The sequence below is a fragment of the Variovorax sp. OK212 genome, from assembly GCF_900112425.1.
Taxonomy (GTDB): domain Bacteria; phylum Pseudomonadota; class Gammaproteobacteria; order Burkholderiales; family Burkholderiaceae_C; genus Variovorax.
Genome location: NZ_FOLP01000001.1, coordinates 42,774 through 63,080 on the forward strand (window position 1 = coordinate 42,774; position 20,307 = coordinate 63,080).

Genomic DNA, 20,307 nt, shown 5'->3' on the forward strand with positions numbered 1-20,307 from the left:
AAAGCATTACTTTTTGAATCTCGTTCCAATTTCTTCCATGAAATCGAAGACTTAGCGTTGCATTGCAAATTCTGTCAACGTTGTTAAATTATGTTTTCAACGGCGCCTCCGGGAGCCTCTGAATAACGAATTGAACTGACAGCGGAGGCGGAATGGTCTCATTGGAAGTCATCGGAAAAAGCGGCGGTGCGGTCAATAAACTGGCGGCATCGAGCGAGGTTTTTCTTACAGAGGCATCGGTTGTCCGTATCGACCTGCCGCGTGCGTCGGTCAGGGGCATGCGCAGGGTGGGCAACGACCTGGTCATCACGACCACCGCGGGCGAGACCGTCACGGTGCACGACTTCTTCGCCTGGCCCGGCGAGGTGCACAGCGACCTGGTGCTCTCCGACGGCGGCGGCGGCCAGTGGCTGGCCGGCCTGAGCGAAGGGCAGGGCGAACTCGCGGTCGGCTACACGGGCATCGATTCGGTCGAGCCGCTGATGCTGCATGCCTCGGCCGGCGCGGGATGGGGCGGCGCGCTGCCCTGGGTGATCGGCGGCGGCCTGCTGGCCGGTGCGGCCGTTGCGAACGGCGGCGGCGGCGGCGACGACCCCGGCATCGCGCCGTTTCCGCCTGCCGCACCGCCGCCCGCACCGCCGCCCGCACCTCCACCCGCACCCGGCATGCCCGGCGACACCACCCCGCCCGAGCGGCCCACCAGCCGCCCGAGCAACGGCACCGCCGTCACCGGCACCGCCGAGCCCGGAGCGCTGGTCAGCGTCGTCGACGCCGCCGGCCACGTGCTCGGCAGCACGACGGCCGCGCCCGACGGCAGCTACACCGTCACCCTTTCCACGACGCCGCCCAACGGCGCGGTGCTCCAGGTGGTGGCCACCGACCCGGCCGGCAACGCGAGCCCGCCGGCCACGGTGACGGTCGACAGCGCCGCGCCGGCCGCGCCCGTGCTCAACCCGACCGACGGCAGCCCGATCACGGGCCTCGCGGAGGCGGGCTCGGTGGTCACGCTGAGCACGGCGGCGGGCGAGGTCATCGGCAGCGTCACGGCGGGGGCGGACGGCAGCTTCAGCTTCACGCCCGCCACGCCGCTGGCGGCGGGCACGTCGATCCGCGCGGTGGCGCGCGACGCGGCCGGCAACACCAGCGCGCAGGCCTCGGCCACCATCGAGGCCACGTCGCCCACGCCCACGGTCGACGCGACCGACGGCAGCCCCATCACCGGCACGGCCGAGCCCGGCGCGGTGGTCACGGTGACCGACGGCGCCGGCCACGTGATCGGCAGCGCCACGGTGGCGCCCGACGGCAGCTACAGCGTCACGCCCGCCAGCACGCCGCCCAACGGCACGGTGCTCAGCGTGGTCGCGACCGACGCGGGCGGCCAGCAGAGCCCGCCCGCCACCGTGACCGTGGACAGCGTGCCGCCCAACGCGCCGACCGTGCTGCCGACCGACGGCAGCCCGATCACGGGCACCGCCGAAGCAGGCGCGCTGGTGGTCGTGAAGGACGGCGCGGGCACGGTCATCGGCAGCGCCACCGCGCTGGGCAACGGCACCTACAGCATCACGCCCGCCACCACGCCGCCGAACGGCACGGTGCTGCACGTCACGGCCAGCGACGCGGCCGGCAACACCAGCGCCGAAGCCACCGGCACGGTCGACAGCGCGGCGCCGCCCACGCCCACCATCGCCGCGACCGACGGCAGCCCGATCACCGGCACGGCCGAAGCGGGCGCCGTCGTCACCATCAGGGACGCCGGCGGCACCGTCATCGGCAGCGCCACCGTGCTGGGCGACGGCACCTACAGCATCACGCCCGCCACGACACCGCCGAACGGCACCGTGCTGCACGCCACCGCGACCGACGCCGCCGGCAACGCCAGCGCGCAGGCCACCGCCACGGTCGACAGCGCGCCGCCTCCCGCACCCACGCTCAATGCGACCGATGGCAGCCCGATCACCGGCACGGCCGAAGCGGGCGCGCTGGTGGTCGTGAAGGACGGCGCGGGCACGGTCATCGGCAGCGCCACGGCGCTGGGCGACGGCACCTACAGCATCACGCCGGCCACCACGCCGCCGAACGGCACGGTGCTGCGCGCCACCGCGACCGACGCGGCCGGCAACACCAGCGCCGAGGCCACCGGCGCGGTCGACAGCGTGCCGCCCAATGCGCCGACCGTGCTGCCGACCGACGGCAGCCCCATCACCGGCACCGCCGAAGCGGGTTCGCTGGTGGTCGTGAAGGACGGCGCGGGCACCGTCATCGGCAGCGCCACGGCGCTGGGCGACGGCACGTACAGCATCACGCCGGCCACCACGCCGCCGAACGGCACCGTGCTGCACGTCACCGCGGCCGACGCGGCCGGCAACACCAGCGCCGAGGTCACCGGCACGGTCGACAGCGTGGCGCCGCCCACGCCCACCATCGCGGCGACCGACGGCAGCCCGATCTCGGGCACGGCCGAGGCGGGCGCCGTGGTCACCATCAGGGACGCTGGCGGCACCGTCATCGGCAGCGCCACCGTGCTGGGCGACGGCACCTACAGCATCGTGCCCGCCACCACGCCGCCGAACGGCACCGTGCTGCACGCCACCGCAACCGACGCGGCCGGCAACACCAGCGGGCAGGCCACCGCCACGGTCGACAGCGCGCCGCCTCCCGCACCCACGCTCAACGCGACCGACGGCAGCCCGATCACCGGCACGGCCGAGGCGGGCGCGCTGGTGGTGGTGAAGGACGGCGCGGGCACGGTCATCGGCAGCGCCACCGCACTGGGCGACGGCACCTACAGCATCACGCCCGCCGGCACGCCGCCCAACGGCACCGTGCTGCACGTCACGGCCACCGATGCGGCCGGCAACACCGGGCCCGAGGCGACCACCACGGTCGACAGCGTCCCGCCCAACGTGCCGACGCTGAACGCGACCGACGGCAGCCCGATCACCGGCACGGCCGAAGCGGGTTCGGTGGTCATCGTGAAAGACGGCGCGGGCACCGTCATCGGCAGCGCCACCGCGCTGGGCGACGGCACCTACAGCATCACGCCCGCCACCACGCCGCCCAACGGCACCGTGCTGCACGTCACCGCCGCCGACGCGGCCGGCAACACCAGCGCCGAGGTCACCGGCGCGGTCGACAGCGCGGCGCCCGCCGCGCCCACCATCGCGCCGACCGACGGCAGCCCGATCACCGGCAGCGCCGAAGCGGGTTCGCTGGTCACCATCACCGACGGCGCTGGCACGGTCATCGGCAGCGTCACGGCGCTGGGCAACGGCACCTACAGCCTCACGCCCGCGAGCACGCCGGCCAACGGCACGGTGCTGCACGTCACGGCCACCGACGCGGCCGGCAACACCAGCCCCGAGGCCACCGCCACGGTCGACAGCGCGGCGCCGGCCATCGGCGTGAGCATCGTCAGCGACGCCAACGGCGACGGCTTCATCAACGCCGCGGAGCTGAGCGCCGGCGTGACCGTGCGGGTCTCGCTGGTGTCCGGCGCGGCGGTGGGCGACACGGTCGAGGCCACCGACGGCACCACCACCTCGAGCGTGACGCTCGGCGCGGCGGACCTGGCCAACGGCTTCGTCGACTTCAGCTTCGCCAACCCGCCCGAAGGCGCCACGCTCACCGTGAGCGCGACCAGCCGCGACGCGGCCGGCAACGTCTCGGCGCCGCCCGTCGGCGCCAGCGCGGTGGTCGACACCGTGCTGGCCACGCCGGGCCTCACGGTCGCCAGCATCACCTCCGACAACATCGTCAATGCGGCCGAGGCCGGCGGCACCGTGGCCGTCACGGGCGGCAGCACCGGCACGCAGGCCGGCAACGTGGTCACGCTGGTGGTCAACGGCGTGAGCTACAGCGCCACGGTCGACGCCGGTGGCAACTGGCACATCGACGTGGCGGGCAGCGACCTGGTGGCCGACGCGGACCACGCCGTGGCCGCCAGCGTGGCCGCCACCGACGCGGCCGGCAACACCGCCAGCGGCACGGCCAGCCAGGCCTACGGCGTGAGCGTGGCCACGCCGGTGGTCACCATCGGCTCGCCCATCGCGGGCGACGGCCTGGTCAACGCGGCGGAAGACGGCGCGCTGGTGGTCGGCGGCACCACGGCGAACATCGAGAACGGGCAGGTCGTCACCGTCACCTTCAGCGACGGCACGAACAGCGTCACCGCCACCGCGGTGGTGGCGGGCAACGCCTGGACGGCCACCGCGGCCGACATCAGCGGCCTGGTCAACGGCCCCGTCACCGTCCGCGTGGAGGTGCAGGACACGGCGCTCAACACCGCGGTGGACACCCGCACCGTGACGCTCGACAACGCCGCGCCCACGCAGACGGCGGCGCTGCTGGGCTTCGCCGACGACGTGGGCACGCAGCAGAACGGCAACTTCCCCGCGGGCACGCCGACCGACGACACCACGCCGGTGCTCAACGGCAGCCTGAGCGCGGCGCTCGGCGCCGGCGAGGTGGTGCGCATCTACGACGGCGCCACGCTGGTGGGCACCGCCACGGTCACCGGCACCGCCTGGACCTTCGCGCCGCCCGCGCTGGCCGGCGGCAGCAGCCACACCTACACGGCGGTGGTGGCTGATGCGGCGGGCAACGAGGGCACGCCGTCGGCGGGCTTCACGCTCACGGTGGACACCACCGCGCCGGTGCAGACCGCGGCGTTCACCGGCTACACCGACGACGCCGGCACCAACGTGGGCCCCTTCCCCGCGGGCACGCCGACCGACGACACCACGCCCGCGCTCAACGGCGCGCTGAGCGCAACGCTCGGCACGGGCGAGGTGGTGCGCATCTACGACGGCGCCGCGCTGGTGGGCACCGCCACGGTCACGGGCACCGCCTGGACCTTCACGCCGCCCGCGCTGGCCGACGGCAGCACGCACAGCTACACGGCCGTGGTGGCCGATGCCGCGGGCAACGAAGGCACGGCATCGCCGCCGTTCACGCTCGCCGTGGACACCACCGCGCCCACGCAGACCGCCACGCTCACGGGCTACACCGACGACATCGGCACGCAGCAGGGCCCCTTCCCCGCGGGCACGCCGACGGACGACACCACGCCGGTGCTCAACGGCACGCTGAGCGCGGCGCTGGGCGCGGGCGACGTGGTGCGCATCTACGACGGCGCCACGCTCGTGGGCACCGCCACGGTCAACGGCACCGCCTGGACGTTCGCGCCACCCGTGCTCGCCGACGGCACCACCCACACCTACACGGCCGTGGTGGCCGACGCCGCGGGCAACCAGGGCGCGCCCTCCGCGGTCTTCACGCTCACGGTCGACACCAGCGCACCGGCGCAGACCGCCACGCTCACGGGCTACACCGACGACGCCGGCACCGACGTGGGCCCCTTCCCCGCGGGCACGCCGACCGACGACACCACGCCGGTGCTCAACGGCACGCTGAGCGCCGCGCTCGGCACGGGCGACGTGGTGCGCATCTACGAAGGCACGACGCTGGTGGGCACGGCCACGGTCAACGGCACCGCCTGGAGCTTCGCGCCACCCGCGCTGGCCGACGGCAGCACCCACACCTACACGGCCGTGGTGGCCGACGCCGCGGGCAACGAGGGCACGCGCTCCGCGGGCTTCACGCTCACGGTCGACACCACGCCGCCCACGCAGACCGCCGCCATCTCGACCTACACCGACGACGTGGGCAGCAACCAGGGCCCCTTCGGCAGCGGCAGCACCGACGACACCACGCCGGTGCTCGGCGGCACGCTGAGCGCGCCGCTCGGCGCGACGGACGTGGTGCGCATCTACGACGGCGCCACGCTGCTGGGCACGGCCACGGTCACCGGCAGCACGTGGACCTTCGCGCCCACCGCGCTGGCCGACGGCAGCACGCACAGCTACACGGCCGTGGTGGCCGACGCGGCCGGCAACCAGAGCGCGCCCTCGGCCGCCCTTGTGCTCACCGTCGACACCACACCGCCCGCGCAGACGGCGGCCATCGCCACCTACACCGACAACGCCGGCACCGACCGCGGCGATTTCGCCAGCGGCACCACCACCGACGACACCTCGCCGGTGCTCAACGGCACGCTGAGCGCGGTGCTGGCCGCGGGCGACGTGGTGCGCATCTACGAGAACGGCACGCTGCTGGGCACCGCCACGGTCTCGGGCACCGCGTGGAGCTTTGCCGCGCCGGGGCTCGTCAACGGCAGCACGCACACCTACACAGCCGTGGTGGCCGACGCCGCGGGCAACGAGGGCCCGGCCTCGGCGGACTTCACGCTGTCGGTGAGCACCACCGCGCCGGTGCAGACCGCGACCATCCAGAGCTACACCGACGACACCGGCACCAACCAGGGCCCGTTCGGCAGCGGCACCAGCACCGACGACACCGCGCCCGTGCTCAACGGCACGCTGAGCGCGCCGCCCGGCGCGGGCGACGTGCTGCGCATCTACGACGGCGCCGTGCTGCTCGGCACCGCCACGGTCAGCGGCACCGGCTGGAGCTTCGCGCTGCCCGCGCTGGCCGACGGCAGCAGCCACAGCTACACGGCCGTGCTGACCGACGCGGCCGGCAACGAGGGCACACCGTCGCCGGCCTTCACGCTCACCGCCGACACCACCGCGCCGGCGCTCACCGCGAGCCTCACCGGCTACACCGACGACGCCGGCACCAACGTGGGCCCCTTCCCCGCAGGCACGCCGACCGACGACACCACGCCGGTGCTCAACGGCACGCTGAGCGGGCCGCTCGCCGCGGGCGACGTGGTGCGCATCTACGAAGGCGCCACGCTGCTGGGCACCGCCACCGTGAGCGGCACCAGCTGGAGCTTCGCGACCCCGCCGCTGGCCGGCGGCAGCAGCCACACCTACACGGCGGTGGTGGCCGATGCGGCGGGCAACGAGGGCACGCCCTCGGCGGGGCTCACGCTCACCATCGACACCACGGCCCCGGCGCAGACGGCCGGCATCGCCAGCTACACCGACAACGCCGGCACCGACCAGGCCGACTACGGCAGCGGCACCCCCACCGACGACACCACGCCGGTGCTCAACGGCACGCTGAGCGCGGCGCTGGGCGCGGGCGACGTGGTGCGCATCTACGACGGCGCCACGCTCGTGGGCACCGCGACCGTTGCCGGCACCACGTGGACCTTCGCCGCGCCCGTGCTCGCCGACGGCAGCACGCACAGCTACACCGCCGTGGTGGCCGACGCGGCAGGCAACGAAGGCACGGCCTCCGCGCCGTTCACGCTCACCATCGACACCGCCGCGCCGGTGCAGACCGCGAGCTTCACCAGCTACACCGACGACGCCGGCACCAACGCGGGCCCCTTCCCTTCGGGCACGCCGACCGACGACACCACGCCGGTGCTCAACGGCACGCTGAGCGCCGCGCTCGGCGCCGGCGAGGTGGTGCGCATCTACGACGGCGCGACGCTGGTGGGCACCGCCACGGTCAACGGCACCGCGTGGACCTTCGCGCCTTCCGCGCTCGCCAACGGCAGCACGCACAGCTACACGGCCGTGGTGGCCGATGCCGCGGGCAACCAGGGCACCGCGTCGCCGCCTTTCACGCTGAGCGTGGACACCACCGCACCCACGCAGGCCGCCGCGCTCACGGGCTACACCGACGACACCGGCACGCAGCAGGGACCGTTCCCGTCGGGCACGCCGACCGACGACACCACGCCGGTGCTCAACGGCACGCTGAGCGCGGCGCTGGGCGCGGGCGACGTGGTGCGCATCTACGAAGGCGCCACGCTGGTGGGCACGGCCACGGTGAACGGCACCGCGTGGAGTTTCGCGACGCCTACGCTGGCCGACGGCAGCACCCATACCTACACGGCCGTGGTGGCCGACGCCGCGGGCAACGAGGGCGCGCCGTCGGCGGGCCTCACGCTCACCATCGACACCACGGCACCGGCGCAGACGGCCGGCATCGCCAGCTACACCGACAACGCCGGCACCAACCAGGCCGACTACGGCAGCGGCACCCCCACCGACGACACCACGCCGGTGCTCAACGGCACGCTGAGCGTGGCGCTCGGCGCCGGCGAGGTGGTGCGCATCTACGACGGCGCCACGCTCGTGGGCACCGCGACCGTTGCCGGCACCGCGTGGACCTTCGCCGCGCCCGTGCTCGCCGACGGCAGCACGCACACCTACACCGCGGTGGTGGCCGACGCGGCGGGCAACGAGGGCGCGCCGTCGGCGGGCTTCACGCTCGCGGTCGACACCACGCCGCCCGCGCAGACCGCGGCCATCGCGAGCTACACCGACAACGCCGGCACCAACCAGGCCGACTACGGCAGCGGCACCACCACCGACGACACCACGCCGGTGCTCAACGGCACGCTGAGCGCCGCGCTCGGCGCGACGGACGTGGTGCGCATCTACGACGGCGCGACCTTCCTGGGCACCGCCACGGTGACCGGCTCCACCTGGAGCTTCGCCACGCCCGCGCTGGCCAACGGCAGCATCCACACCTACACGGCGGTGGTGGCCGATGCCGCGGGCAACCAGGGCACGGCCTCGTCGGGCTTCACGCTGATCGTCGACACCACGCCGCCGGCGCAGGCCGCGGCCATCGCCAGCTACACCGACAACGCCGGCACCAACCAGGGCCCCTTCGGCAGCGGCACCAGCACCGACGACACCACGCCCGTGCTCAACGGCACGCTCGGCGCGCCCATCGGCGCGTCCGACGTGGTGCGCATCTACGAAGGCGCGACGCTGCTGGGCACGGCCACCGTCACCGGCACCAGCTGGAGCTTCGCGTTGCCCACGCTGGCCGACGGGAGCAGCCACACCTACACGGCCGTGGTGGCCGACGCCGCGGGCAACCAGGGCACGCCCTCGGCGGGCTTCACGCTCGCGGTCGACACCACGCCGCCCGTGCAGGCGGCGGCCATCGCCAGCTACACCGACAACGCGGGCACCAACCAGGGCCCCTTCGGCAGCGGCGGCACCACCGACGACACCACCCCGGTGCTCAACGGCACGCTGGGCGCCGCGCTGGGCGCGGGCGAGGTGGTGCGCATCTACGACGGCGCCACGCTGGTCGGCACCGCCACCGTCGCGGGCACCGCGTGGACCTTCGCCACGCCCACGCTGGCCAACGGCAGCAGCCACACCTACACGGCCGTGGTGGCCGACGCGGCCGGCAACGAAGGCACGGCCTCGGCCGGCTTCACGCTCACGGTGGACACCACGCCGCCCGCGCAGACCGCGGCCATCGTCAACTACGCCGACAACGCGGGCAGCAACCAGGGCCCGTTCGGCAGCGGCACGGTCACCGACGACACCACGCCGGTGCTCAGCGGCACCTTGAGCGCAACGCTCGGCGCCGGCGACGTGGTGCGCATCTACGAAGGCGCCACGCTGCTGGGCACGGCCACCGTCACCGGCAGCACGTGGACCTTCGCGCCCACCGCGCTGGCCAACGGCAGCACGCACACCTACACCGCCGTGGTGGCCGACGCGGCCGGCAACCAGGGCGCGGCCTCGGGCGGCTTCACGCTCACCATCGACACCACGGCGCCCGCCCAGACGGCCGCCATCGCCACCTACACCGACAACGCCGGCACCAACCAGGGCCCCTTCGGCAGCGGCACCAGCACCGACGACACCACGCCCGTGCTCAACGGCACGCTGAGCGCGGCCCTGTCCGCGGGCGACGTGGTGCGCATCTACGACGGCGCCACGCTGGTGGGCACCGCCACCGTCGCCGGCACCGCGTGGACCTTCGCGCCGCCGGCGCTCGCCAACGGCAGCAGCCACAGCTACACCGCGGTGGTGGCCGACCCGGCGGGCAACGAGTCGGCGCCTTCCGCGCCGTTCACGCTCGCGGTGGACACCACGCCGCCGGCGCAGAGCGCGCTCATCGTCAGCTACACCGACGACGTGGGCCTCAACCTCGGCCCCTTCGGCAGCGGCGTTCCCACCGACGACACCACGCCGGTGCTCAACGGCACGCTCAGCGCCGCGCTCGGCGTGGGCGAGGTGGTGCGCATCTACGACGGCGCCACGCTCATCGGCACCGCCACCGTCGCGGGCACCGCATGGAGCTTCGCGCCCGTCGCGCTGGCCGGCGGCAGCACCCACGTGTACACCGCCGTGGTGGCCGACGCGGCCGGCAACGAGAGCGCGGCCTCGGCGTCGTTCACGCTCACGGTGGACGTCACCGCACCGACAGCCGCCATCGACATCGCCTCGATCAGCGACGACACCGGCAGCAGCCTCACCGACTTCCTCACGCGCGACACCTCGCTCACCGTCAACGGCACGGTGGGCACGCTGGGCGCGGGCGAGCGGGCGCAGATCAGCATCGACGGCACCACCTGGGTCGACCTTGCCGTGGTCGGCGGGGCCTGGTCGTTCACGGATGCGCGCGTGCTCGCGGGCGGCAGCTACACCTACCGCGTGCGGGTGATCGACGCGGCCGGCAACCTCGGGCCGGTCGACTCGCAGGTGGTGGTGGTCGACGTCACGGCGCCCACGCAGGTGGCGGCCATTGCCAGCTTCACCGACAACCTGGGCGCGGCGGTCGGCAACTTCCTGAGCGGCGCCATCACCGACGACACCACGCCGGTGCTCAACGGCACGCTGAGCGCCGGCGTGGCCGCAGGCGACACGCTGCGCATCTACCAGGACGGCGTGCTGGTGCGTTCCATCGTGCTCGCCGCCGGCCAGACCAGCTGGACCTACGCGCCGCCGGTGCTGGGCTTCGGCCTGCACAGCTACACCACCACCCTCGTGGACGCGGCCGGCAACGAGAGCACGGCGGGCACGCCGTTCACGCTCACGGTGGACGCGCTGGCCACGCTCACCGCGCTGGCCACCGACACCGGCTTCTCGGTCGCGGGCGGTTTCTCGAACAGCAGCGACGCGCTCAACACCGACCTGGTCACGCGCGACGCCACGCCGCTGCTGAGCGGCACCATCGGCCGGCCGCTGCAGGCCGACGAGGTGGTCACCGTCAGCCTGGACGGCGGCCTGACCTGGATCACGGTGCAGGACACCGACGGCGCCACCGCCTGGAGCTACGCGCCGCCGGCCTTCGCCGCCGGCGCCACCATCGCCGCGCAGGTGCGCATCGAGAACGCCGCCAACGGCACGCACGGCAACGCGGTCACGACCAGCTTCACGGTCGACCTTTCCGCGCCGGTGCCGTCGCTCAGCGCGCCCGACTTCGTGAACGCCGCGGCCATCGACTCCGACGGCGACAAGACCATCGCCGCGGGCACGGCCGTGTTCGGCAGCACGGTGGACGGCACGGTCGAGGCGGGCGCCACGGTGGCGCTGATCAACGACGTGAACCACGACGGCATCTACACCGAGGGCGTGGACGTGGTGCTGGGCACGGCCGTGGCCGGGGCGGGCGGCGCATGGACGATATCGGCCGCGCTGGCCGCGTCGGCCAGCCCGTACCACCTGGGCTACGTGGTGTGGGACGCCGCGGGCAACCGCACCGGCCTGAGCGCCACCAGCGAGGTCGACGTGGTGGCCACGCTCGACCATCTCGCCGCCGCCAACGGCGCGCACGGCACCAGCAACAGCACCGGCTTCGGCGGCGCCATGGCGATCAACCTGCTGGGCAACTGGAGCTTCGTGGGCGACCAGGCGGTCTACAACGGCACCTCGCAAAGCGCCTACACCACCACCGACCTCGCGCTGCAGCTGCTCTCGGGCGGCACGTCGACCGCGTATTCGTTCTTCGACTACAACCTGGACGGCCTGCTCGACGTGATCGGCACCGACAACAACGCCGGCGGCGTCAACAGCACGCCGCTGTGGGCGGGCTCGGCGCTCGGCTACGTGCCCGGCGCGGCGGCCACCGGGCTGACCGGCGTGTCCAACGGCGGCGTGGCGGTGCTCGACATGGACGGCGACGGCTTCCTGGACGCGATCGTCGGCGACGGCGCGGGCGACTCCGCCTCGTTCCTGAAGAACGACGGCCTGGGCGTGTTCACGCCCTACGGCAACAGCACCGGCATCGGCCTCACGGCGGCGGGCATCGCGAACCTGCAGACCGGGCGCGAGGTCTCGGGCGTGGACCTGAACAACGACGGGCGCGTGGACATCGCGCTGCACAGCACCACCACCACCACGCTGGGCAACAACAACGACTTCACGCTGACCCTGCTGACCAACAACGGCAAGAGCAGCCTCAACGGCGCGAACTGGACCGAGGCGCAGGCCATCAACGACGTGTTCGCCACCAACGCCGCCACCGGCAACAGCACCGACGCGGTCTCGCTCACCTGGGCCGACTTCAACGGCGACGGCTACCTCGACCTGTTCGTCAACAGCAGCCGCGCGGGCGCGGCCAGCAAGGTCTACGTGAACAACGCGGGCACGCTGTCGACCACCGGCGTGGCGGTGGCCGGCGACACGCTGGCCGGCGACGCCTCGGTGGCGCTCGACTGGAACGGCGACGGCCGCATGGACGCGATCGAGCTCGACCATGCCACCGGCGTGGCCAACCTCTACACCAACAGCGGCAACGTGGCCGCCGGCGGCTGGGCCACGCGCCAGCTCGCCGACCTGGCCGACAACGCGGCCAACAGCATCGCCGCGGCCGACTACGACTGGGACGGCGACGTCGACCTGCTGGTGGGCATGAACGGCAACACCGCCACGCAAATCATCGCCAACACCAACCAGGTGAAGGACGGCACCTCGTTGCACCTGCGCATCCTCAACGCCGAGGGCTTCAATGTCTACTTCGGCAACACGGTGCAGGTGTACAACGCGGCCGGCACGCTGGTGTCGACGCAGATCCTCAACCCGCAGTCGGGCAACTGGGGCAACGACAGCTCGGGCATCGTCAACGTGTTCGGCCTGGACCCCACGCAGACCTACACCGTGAAGCTGCTGGCCAACAACAACGGCACGCCCACCACCTACCAGTGGAGCGTGACGCCGGGCGACGCCACCAGCGCGCAGCTGCTGACCACCTCCGACCTGACCACCGCGCTGCCCAACGTGATGACCGGCACCGGCTACGACGACACCTACGTGGTCACCAGCGTGGTGGGCGGCAGCGTGGTCTACAACGGCGGCGGCGGCTGGAGCGTGCCGCTGCTGCCGGGCGAGACCCGGACCTGGTCGGCCACCGGCGGCATGGACATCGTGGACTTCCGCAACGCCAGCAGCGGCGTGGGCGTGGACCTCACCACCAACCTGGTGACGGGCTGGGGCATCCTGGGCACGGTGAACAACGTCGAGGGCGTGCGCGGCAGCGCGCTGGGCGACACCTTCGTCGGCAGCCTGGGCGACAACCTGTTCGAGGGCCGCGGCGGCAACGACACCTACTTCCTGGGCGTGGGCGGCGGCAACGACCGGCTGGTCTACAACCTGGTGAACGCGGCCGACAAGGCCACCGGCGGCAACGGCAGCGACGTGGTCAACGGCTTCACGCTGGGCAGCTTCGCCAACGCGGCCAGCACCGACGCCGACCTGATCGACCTGGGCGGCGTGCTCGCGGGCTACACCGGCACCGCGCACGTGTACCGCGACGCGGCCAGCGGCAGCTACGTGCTGGACGCCTCGTCGGCCGCGCTGCTGAACTACATCCACGTGACCAACGCGGGCGGCAACACCTTCATTGCCATCGACACGGGCGGCACCGGCAGCTTCGGCGCGCCGATGATCACGCTGACCGGCGTGACGGTGTCGCTGGAGACGCTGCTGGCGAACGGGCAATTGCTGGTGGGTGGCACGAGCAGCACCGGCATCCAGTCGCTCGCGAGCATCGAGGCGCCCGCGGCGGACGACGCCGTGGCGCAGAAGGCGTCGCTGGCCGCGGTCGACACCACGGTGGCGGACCCCGCAGCCTCGAGCGAACCGGCGGCGACCACGGCCGAGCCCGCGGCCGGCAACGGCCACGAGACGCTGATGTTCAAGCTGCTGGTCGCGGCCAGCGACACCGGCGGCAACGCCTTCAGCGAACTGAACCACTTCCAGGTCGGCGCTTTCGAGAGCACGCCCGGCGCCGACCGCATCGACCTCTCGTCGCTGCTGACCGGCTACGCGGCCCACACCGGCGACCCGCTCGCCAACTACCTGCAGGTGACGCACACGGACGGCAACACCGTGCTGAGCATCGACCGCGACGGCGCGGGCAGCGCGCAGGCCATGACGCCGCTGCTGGCGCTCAACGGCGTGAACACCGACCTGGCGACGCTGCTCGCCAACCACCAGCTGGTGGTGGTCTGAGCAGGGTGGTGAAGCACCGCATCGCCCTTGCCGTGTGCGCGTCGCTGGCCCTTTCGGGCCTGCCGGGCCTGACGGGCGCCGCGCGGGCGGACGACGGCGGCCTCAAGGTCGCGCGCCGCCTCGCGCCGAGCTCGCTCGCGCAGGAACTCCAGGTGCGCCCCGGCGCGCCGCTGCCCGAGGCGCCGGCCAGCACGCAGCCGCTGGTGCTGAACGAGGCGGTGCGCCAGGCGGTGGCGCGCCATCCGTCGATCTCCGATGCCATCGCCACGCTCGCGCAGCAGGCCGGCGGCGTGGACGTGGCGCGCGCCGGCTACTACCCGCAGGTGCGCGTGGGCGTGGGCGGCGGCACCAGCAGCGCGCCGGCCTCGCAGGGCGGGCGCACCGGCACCGTGGCCTCGGCCTCCGTGTCGCAGATGCTGTACGACTTCGGCAAGGTCGACGGCGCGGTGGCGCAGTCGGAGGCATTGGTGCGGCGCCAGCAGGCGGGCATCCTGAAGCAGATCGACGCGGTGGCGCAGCAGGCGGCCGAGGCGGTGGTCATGGCGCACCGCTACCAGTCGCTCTACGCCATCGCGCAGGACCAGGTGCAGGCGGTGGAGGCGGTGCTGGAGACCGCGCGGCTGCGCGCCAACGCGGGCATCAGCACCAGGGCCGACCCGATCCAGGCCGAGTCGCGCGTGGACAGCGCGCGCGCCAACCTGCTGCAGGTGAAGTCGCAGCTCGCGCAATGGCGCGAGCGCCTGGGCACGCTGCTGGGCCGCTCGGTGCCGCCGCTGATGGCGCAGCTGCCCGACGGGCTGGCGAACACGCTGCGCGTCGATGCGCTGCCCGACAGCAGCCTGCTGCCCGAGGTGCTGGTGGCCGAGGCCGAGCGGCGCGCCGCGTCGGCGCAGCTGGACATCGCGCGGGCGCAGCGCTATCCCACGCTGAGCATCGACGCCTCCGTCAACAAGGCCGTGGGCGGCGTGAACCCCGCCACGCTGGAGCGCAACGGCACGTACCACACGGTGATGTTCAACCTGTCGAGCGTGATCTACCAGGGCGGCGCGCTCGACGCGCAGGTGCGCGCCGCCACCGCGGCCGAGGACGCCGCGCGCCTGCGCATCGAGACCGCGCGGCTGAACGCCGGCGACCAGGCGCGCAACTTCCGCGAGCAGGTCATCGGCGCGCAGGCGCGGCTGGGCGTGCTGGCCGACCGGCGCCGCAGCATCGTGGAGGCGCGCAACCTCTACCGCGAGCAGTACACGCTGGGCACGCGCTCCATCCTCGACCTGCTGAACGCCGAGCAGGAGATCTACCAGGCCGCGGCCGAGCAGGAGGCCGTGCTGCACGACCTGTGGGCCAGCCGCGTCGGCTACATCGGCGCGACCGGCCAGGCCCGCGCCTTCTACGGGCTGGACAACACCACCGTGCAAGGCATGGAGCTGCTGCCATGAACGACATGCGCCAACCGGTCGAGCCGAGGCTCGATGACAGCCTCGAGACGTCCCGCGATGCAACCAGCGAGCACGCCCGCTGGCTCGCCGCCATGGTCTACGTCGCGCGCCACTACGGCATCGGCGCCTCGGAGGAGGGCGTGCGCGTCGCCATGGCCTGGGAGCACGACGCGCCGCTGGACACGCTGCTCGACCACATGGCGCGCCAGCTGGGCCTGGCGCTGCGCTGGGCCGAGTTCGACGACGCGCTGCTCGACCCGTGGCGGCTGCCGCTGGTGGTGGCGCTCGAAGACGGGCAGGTCGGCGTGGTGCGCGCGGCCGACGGCCATGGCCGGCTCGGCGTGCTGCTCGGCGGCGACCAGGGCCTGGAGACGCCGCTGGCGGCCGCCGAGCTGCGCCGCCGCGCCAGGCGCGTGGCCATCCTGCGGCCCCACACCGCGGTGCCCGACGCGCGGGTGGACGACTACATCAAGCCCTACCGCGCCGACTGGTTCCGCGCCATCGCGCTGCGCGACTGGCGCCGCTACGGCGACATCGTGCTGGCCTCGGTCTTCGCCAACGTGCTGGCGCTGTCGAGCATGGTCTTCTCGATGCAGATCTACGACCGCGTGGTGCCCGCGCAGTCGGAGTCCACGCTGTGGGTGCTGTTCGGCGGCGTGATGATCGCGATCGTGTTCGAGCTGATGCTGCGCGTGTCGCGCACGCACATCTCCGACCTGATCGGCAAGCGCGCCGACCTGAAGGTGTCCGACCTGGTGTTCGGCCATGCGCTGCGCGTGCGCGCCGACGCGCGCTCGCGCTCCACCGGCTCCTTCATCGCGCAGGTGCGCGAGGTGGAGCAGGTGCGCGAGCTGCTCACCTCCACCACCATCGGCGCGGTGGCCGACCTGCCGTTCTTCCTGCTCTTCCTGGTGGTGCTGTGGCTGGTGGCCGGGCCGCTGGCGCTGGTGGCGCTGGCGGCGGTGCCGCTGCTGGTGATTCCGGGCCTGCTGGTGCAGCGGCCGCTCGCGCGGCTGGCCAACGAGGGCATGCGCGAGTCGGCGCTGCGCAACGCGCTGCTGGTGGAGGCGGTGGAAGGCATCGAGGACATCAAGCTCATGCGCGCCGAGCCGCGCTTCCAGAACCAGTGGAACCACGCCAACGACGTGTCGGCCAGCATCGGCATGCGCCAGCGCTTCATCACCGGCCTGCTCATGACGTGGACGCAGGAGGTGCAGAGCATCGTCTACGCGGTGGTGCTGCTGGCGGGCTGCTTCCTGGTGATCAAGGGCGACATGACGACCGGCACGCTGGTGGGTGCGTCGATCCTGGCGTCGCGCATGATCGCGCCGCTGGCGCAGCTGTCGGGCGTGTTCGCGCGCTGGCAGCAGGCCAAGGTGGCGCGCGCCGGGCTCGACCAGCTCATGCAGCGCCCGGTCGACCAGCCCGAGAGCGCGCGGCGCGTGCACGTGAGCGCGCTGCACGGCAACTACGAGCTGGCGGGCGTCGAGTTCCGCTACGGCAAGGACGACCGCAGCCCGGCGCTCGCGGTGCCGCAGCTGCGCATCCGCGCCGGCGAGAAGGTCGCGCTGCTCGGGCGCATGGGCGCGGGCAAGTCGACGCTGCTGCAGCTCATGGCCGGGCTGCACGCGCCGCAGCGCGGCCACGTGTCGCTCGACGCGCTCGACATCGGGCTGATCGACCCGTCCGACCTGCGCCGCGACATGGGGCTGCTCACGCAGAACGCGCGGCTCTTCCACGGCTCGGTGCGCGAAAACGTCACGCTGGGCATGCCGCTGGCCACCGACGCGCAGGTGCTGGAGGCCGTTGCCATGGCCGGCGCCTTGCCCTTCGTGCATTCGCGCGCCGAGGGGCTGGACGAGCTGATTCACGAAGGCGGGCTGGGCTTGTCGGGCGGGCAGCGCCAGGCGCTGCTGCTGGCGCGCACGCTGATCCGCCAGCCCTCGATCGTGCTGCTCGACGAGCCCACCGCGCACTTCGACGAGGTGACCGAGCGCCAGGTAATCGAGGCGGTGGCCGCCTGGGCCGCGCCGCGCACGCTGGTGGTGGCCACGCACCGCATGCCGGTGCTGCAGTGGGTGGACCGCATCGTGGTGCTCGACGGCGGGCGCATCGTGATGGACGGCGCGAAGGACCAGATACTGGGGAAGCTCTCGAATGGCCATGCCTGACGCGTCCGTGGAACCGCCGCTGCCGCGCGCCTCGCTGGTGGTGTGGATCGTGGGCGCGCTGCTTGCCGTGCTGCTCGCCTGGGCCTGGTTCTTCCAGCTCGACGAGGTGTCCACCGGCACCGGAAAGGTGGTGCCGTCGTCGCGCGAGCAGACCATCCAGTCGCTCGAGGGCGGCATCCTGGTCGACCTCAAGGTGCGCGAGGGCGACATCGTGGAGGCCGCGCAGGTGCTGGCGCAGCTCGACCGCACCAAGACCGAATCGACCGTGCAGGAAAGCGCCTCGCGCGTGCGCGCCGCGCTGGCCATGGCGGCGCGGCTCACGGCCGAGGTCGGCGGCACGCCGCTGGTGTTCCCGCCCGAGGTGCGCGAGGAACCCGAACTCGTGCGCGGCGAGACGGCGCTGTACCAGTCGCGGCGCGAGCAGCTTGGCAGCAGCCTGGCGGGCGTGACGCAGGCGCTGGTGCTCATGCGCCGCGAACTCGCGCTGACCGAGCCGTTGGTGTCGCGCGGTGCCGCGAGCGACGTGGAGGTGCTGCGGCTGAAGCGCCAGATCAACGAGGCCGAGACCAAGGCAGCCGACCTGAAGAGCCAGTACTACGTGAAGGCGCGCGAGGACCTGACCAGGGCCAATGCCGAGATCGAGGCGCAGCGCTCGGTGACGCGCGGGCGCTCCGACTCGCTCACGCGGCTGACCTTCGCCTCGCCGGTGCGCGGCATCGTGAAGGACATCGCCGTGACCACGGTGGGCGGCGTGCTGCCGCCGGGCGGCAAGCTCATGGAGATCGTGCCGCTCGACGAGAAGCTGCTGGTGGAGGCGCGCATCTCGCCGCGCGACGTGGCCTACATCCACCCCGGGCAGGACGCGACGGTGAAGGTGACGGCGTACGACTATTCGATCTTCGGCGGGCTGCCGGGCAAGGTGACCATCATCTCGCCCGACACCATCCAGGACGACGTGAAGCGCGACGTGTACTACTACCGCGTGTACATCCGCACCGATGCGGACCACCTGAAGAACAAGCGCGGCGAGAGCTTTCCGATCGTGCCCGGCATGATCGCCACGGTCGACATCCACACCGGCCGCAAGACCGTGCTCGACTACCTGCTGAAGCCGCTGAACAAGGCGCGCGAGGCCTTGCGCGAGCGGTAGGCCCATCGACAGGAGCGGGATGCCATGAAGAGGCCGTCCATTCCCCGGCGCGCGCCCGCCGTCACGCAGCAGGCGCTGAACCTGATGGGCGAGCGCTTCCGTGCCGCTTTCGCGCAGGGCGACTTCACGCAGGCGCTGAAGTTCGCCACGCAGGCCTGGCACGCCACGCACAGCCCGCAGCCGCTGGCCGACATGGCGCTGTGCCAGATGCGCCTGGGCCAGCCGCAGCAGGCCTACGACACCTACCGCCGCGCCGTGCAGCACCTGAAGACCGCGAACACCTACGACGGCCTGGCGGAAGCGGCGGGGCAGCTGGGCCGGCGCGACGAGGTGCGCGACCACGGCACCGCGTCGCTGCGGCTGAAGCTGCAGGAGGCCGAGCGCGAGACGCCGGCCGCCACGCACGCCGCGCCGGTGCTGAAGCCCTTCGACCCCGCGGCGCGCGAGCGCAATGCCATCGCCTTCAGCCTCTTCGGGCGCGACCCGCGCTACTGCGAGATGGCGGTGCTCAATGCGCGCGCGGGGCGCGCGCTGTTTCCGGAGTGGACCTGCCGCTTCTACCTCGACGATTCGGTGCCCGAGGCCGTGCGGCAGCGGTTGTCGGGGGAGGGCGCGTCGGTCATCGACATGCGCCATGCCGAGGGCCACGACCTGCCCGGCACGATGTGGCGCTTTCTTGCGCTCGACGACCGCGGGCTCGACCGCGTGCAGTTGCGCGACGCCGACGCGCTGCTGTCCACGCGCGACCAAGCGGCCGTGCGCGCGTGGTGCGCGTCGGACCGCTGGTTCCACGCCATGCGCGACTACCCCACGCATTCCGAGCTGATGCTGGCCGGCCTGTGGGGCGCGTGCACGGGCATGTTCCGCGACCTGGCGGGCGACATGCGCGCGTACCTGGAGGGCCGGCCGTTCTCGGCGCGCTATGCCGACCAGCACTTCCTGCGGCACCGCGTCTGGCGGGTGGCGCAGCACAGCCTGCTCATGCACGACGCCTGGTTCGACCTGCCCGGCAGCCTGCCCTTTCCCGCGCACGCGCCGATGGCGGTGGAGCCGCGCTACGCGCACGTGGGCGCGAACATCGGCGCGCCGTCGATGCACGTGGCGCACGCCGCGCCCGACGGCCAGCCGGTCACGTGGACGCTGTACGACGCGGCGGGGCAGGCGGTGTGCGCCTACGACGCCGTCGTGTCCGGCAACGGCTTCATCGCCGGCATTCCCGCGCCCTATGCGGCCGAGCTGGCGGCGGGGCGGTGGAAGGTCGTCACGCGCTGAGCCGAACCCCGTCTCGCGAGGGCCTGAGGGTTTTCCCGAGGGTATCGGTCCGGCGGATCGGACGGACACCGCCCGCGCCATCCGGACCATCG

5 protein-coding genes are annotated in these 20,307 nt (G+C 73.0%); all 5 read left to right on the forward strand.

All coding sequences use genetic code 11. The features are described from left to right. The first annotated feature begins 152 nt into the window (after positions 1–152). From BM004_RS00180 to BM004_RS00200, 5 genes are read left to right on the forward strand one after another with little or no spacing between them, the layout of a single operon-like run. Positions 153–14,186, forward strand: a complete 14,034-nt coding sequence (locus tag BM004_RS00180; RefSeq protein ID WP_143072386.1) for an Ig-like domain-containing protein — start codon at positions 153–155, stop codon at positions 14,184–14,186. Between the two features lie 8 nt (positions 14,187–14,194). Further along, complete coding sequence (locus BM004_RS00185) at positions 14,195–15,622, forward strand: TolC family outer membrane protein (protein WP_256219727.1); 1,428 nt, start codon at positions 14,195–14,197, stop codon at positions 15,620–15,622. After that, complete coding sequence (locus tag BM004_RS00190) at positions 15,619–17,793, forward strand: type I secretion system permease/ATPase (RefSeq protein WP_256219728.1); 2,175 nt, start codon at positions 15,619–15,621, stop codon at positions 17,791–17,793. Before BM004_RS00185 ends, BM004_RS00190 begins: the two co-directional genes overlap by 4 nt. Next, the gene (locus tag BM004_RS00195) at positions 17,786–18,943 is read left to right on the forward strand and encodes an HlyD family type I secretion periplasmic adaptor subunit (RefSeq protein WP_256219729.1); all 1,158 of its coding nucleotides are present in this window, start codon (positions 17,786–17,788) and stop codon (positions 18,941–18,943) included. Before BM004_RS00190 ends, BM004_RS00195 begins: the two co-directional genes overlap by 8 nt. A gap of 24 nt (positions 18,944–18,967) precedes the next feature. Beyond that, positions 18,968–20,215 carry a tetratricopeptide repeat protein gene (locus BM004_RS00200; protein ID WP_093210519.1) on the forward strand — a complete coding sequence of 416 codons (1,248 nt, stop codon included), beginning with the start codon at positions 18,968–18,970 and terminating at the stop codon, positions 20,213–20,215. Positions 20,216–20,307 lie beyond the last annotated feature (92 nt).

Excerpts from the sequence above, each read along its gene's own strand:
- BM004_RS00180 (WP_143072386.1), top strand. The coding sequence starts at position 153 with ATGGTCTCATTGGAAGTCATCGGAAAAAGCGGCGGTGCGGTCAATAAA.
- BM004_RS00190 (WP_256219728.1), top strand. The coding sequence starts at position 15,619 with ATGAACGACATGCGCCAACCGGTCGAGCCGAGGCTCGATGACAGCCTC.
- BM004_RS00195 (WP_256219729.1), top strand. The coding sequence starts at position 17,786 with ATGCCTGACGCGTCCGTGGAACCGCCGCTGCCGCGCGCCTCGCTGGTG.
- BM004_RS00200 (WP_093210519.1), top strand. The coding sequence starts at position 18,968 with ATGAAGAGGCCGTCCATTCCCCGGCGCGCGCCCGCCGTCACGCAGCAG.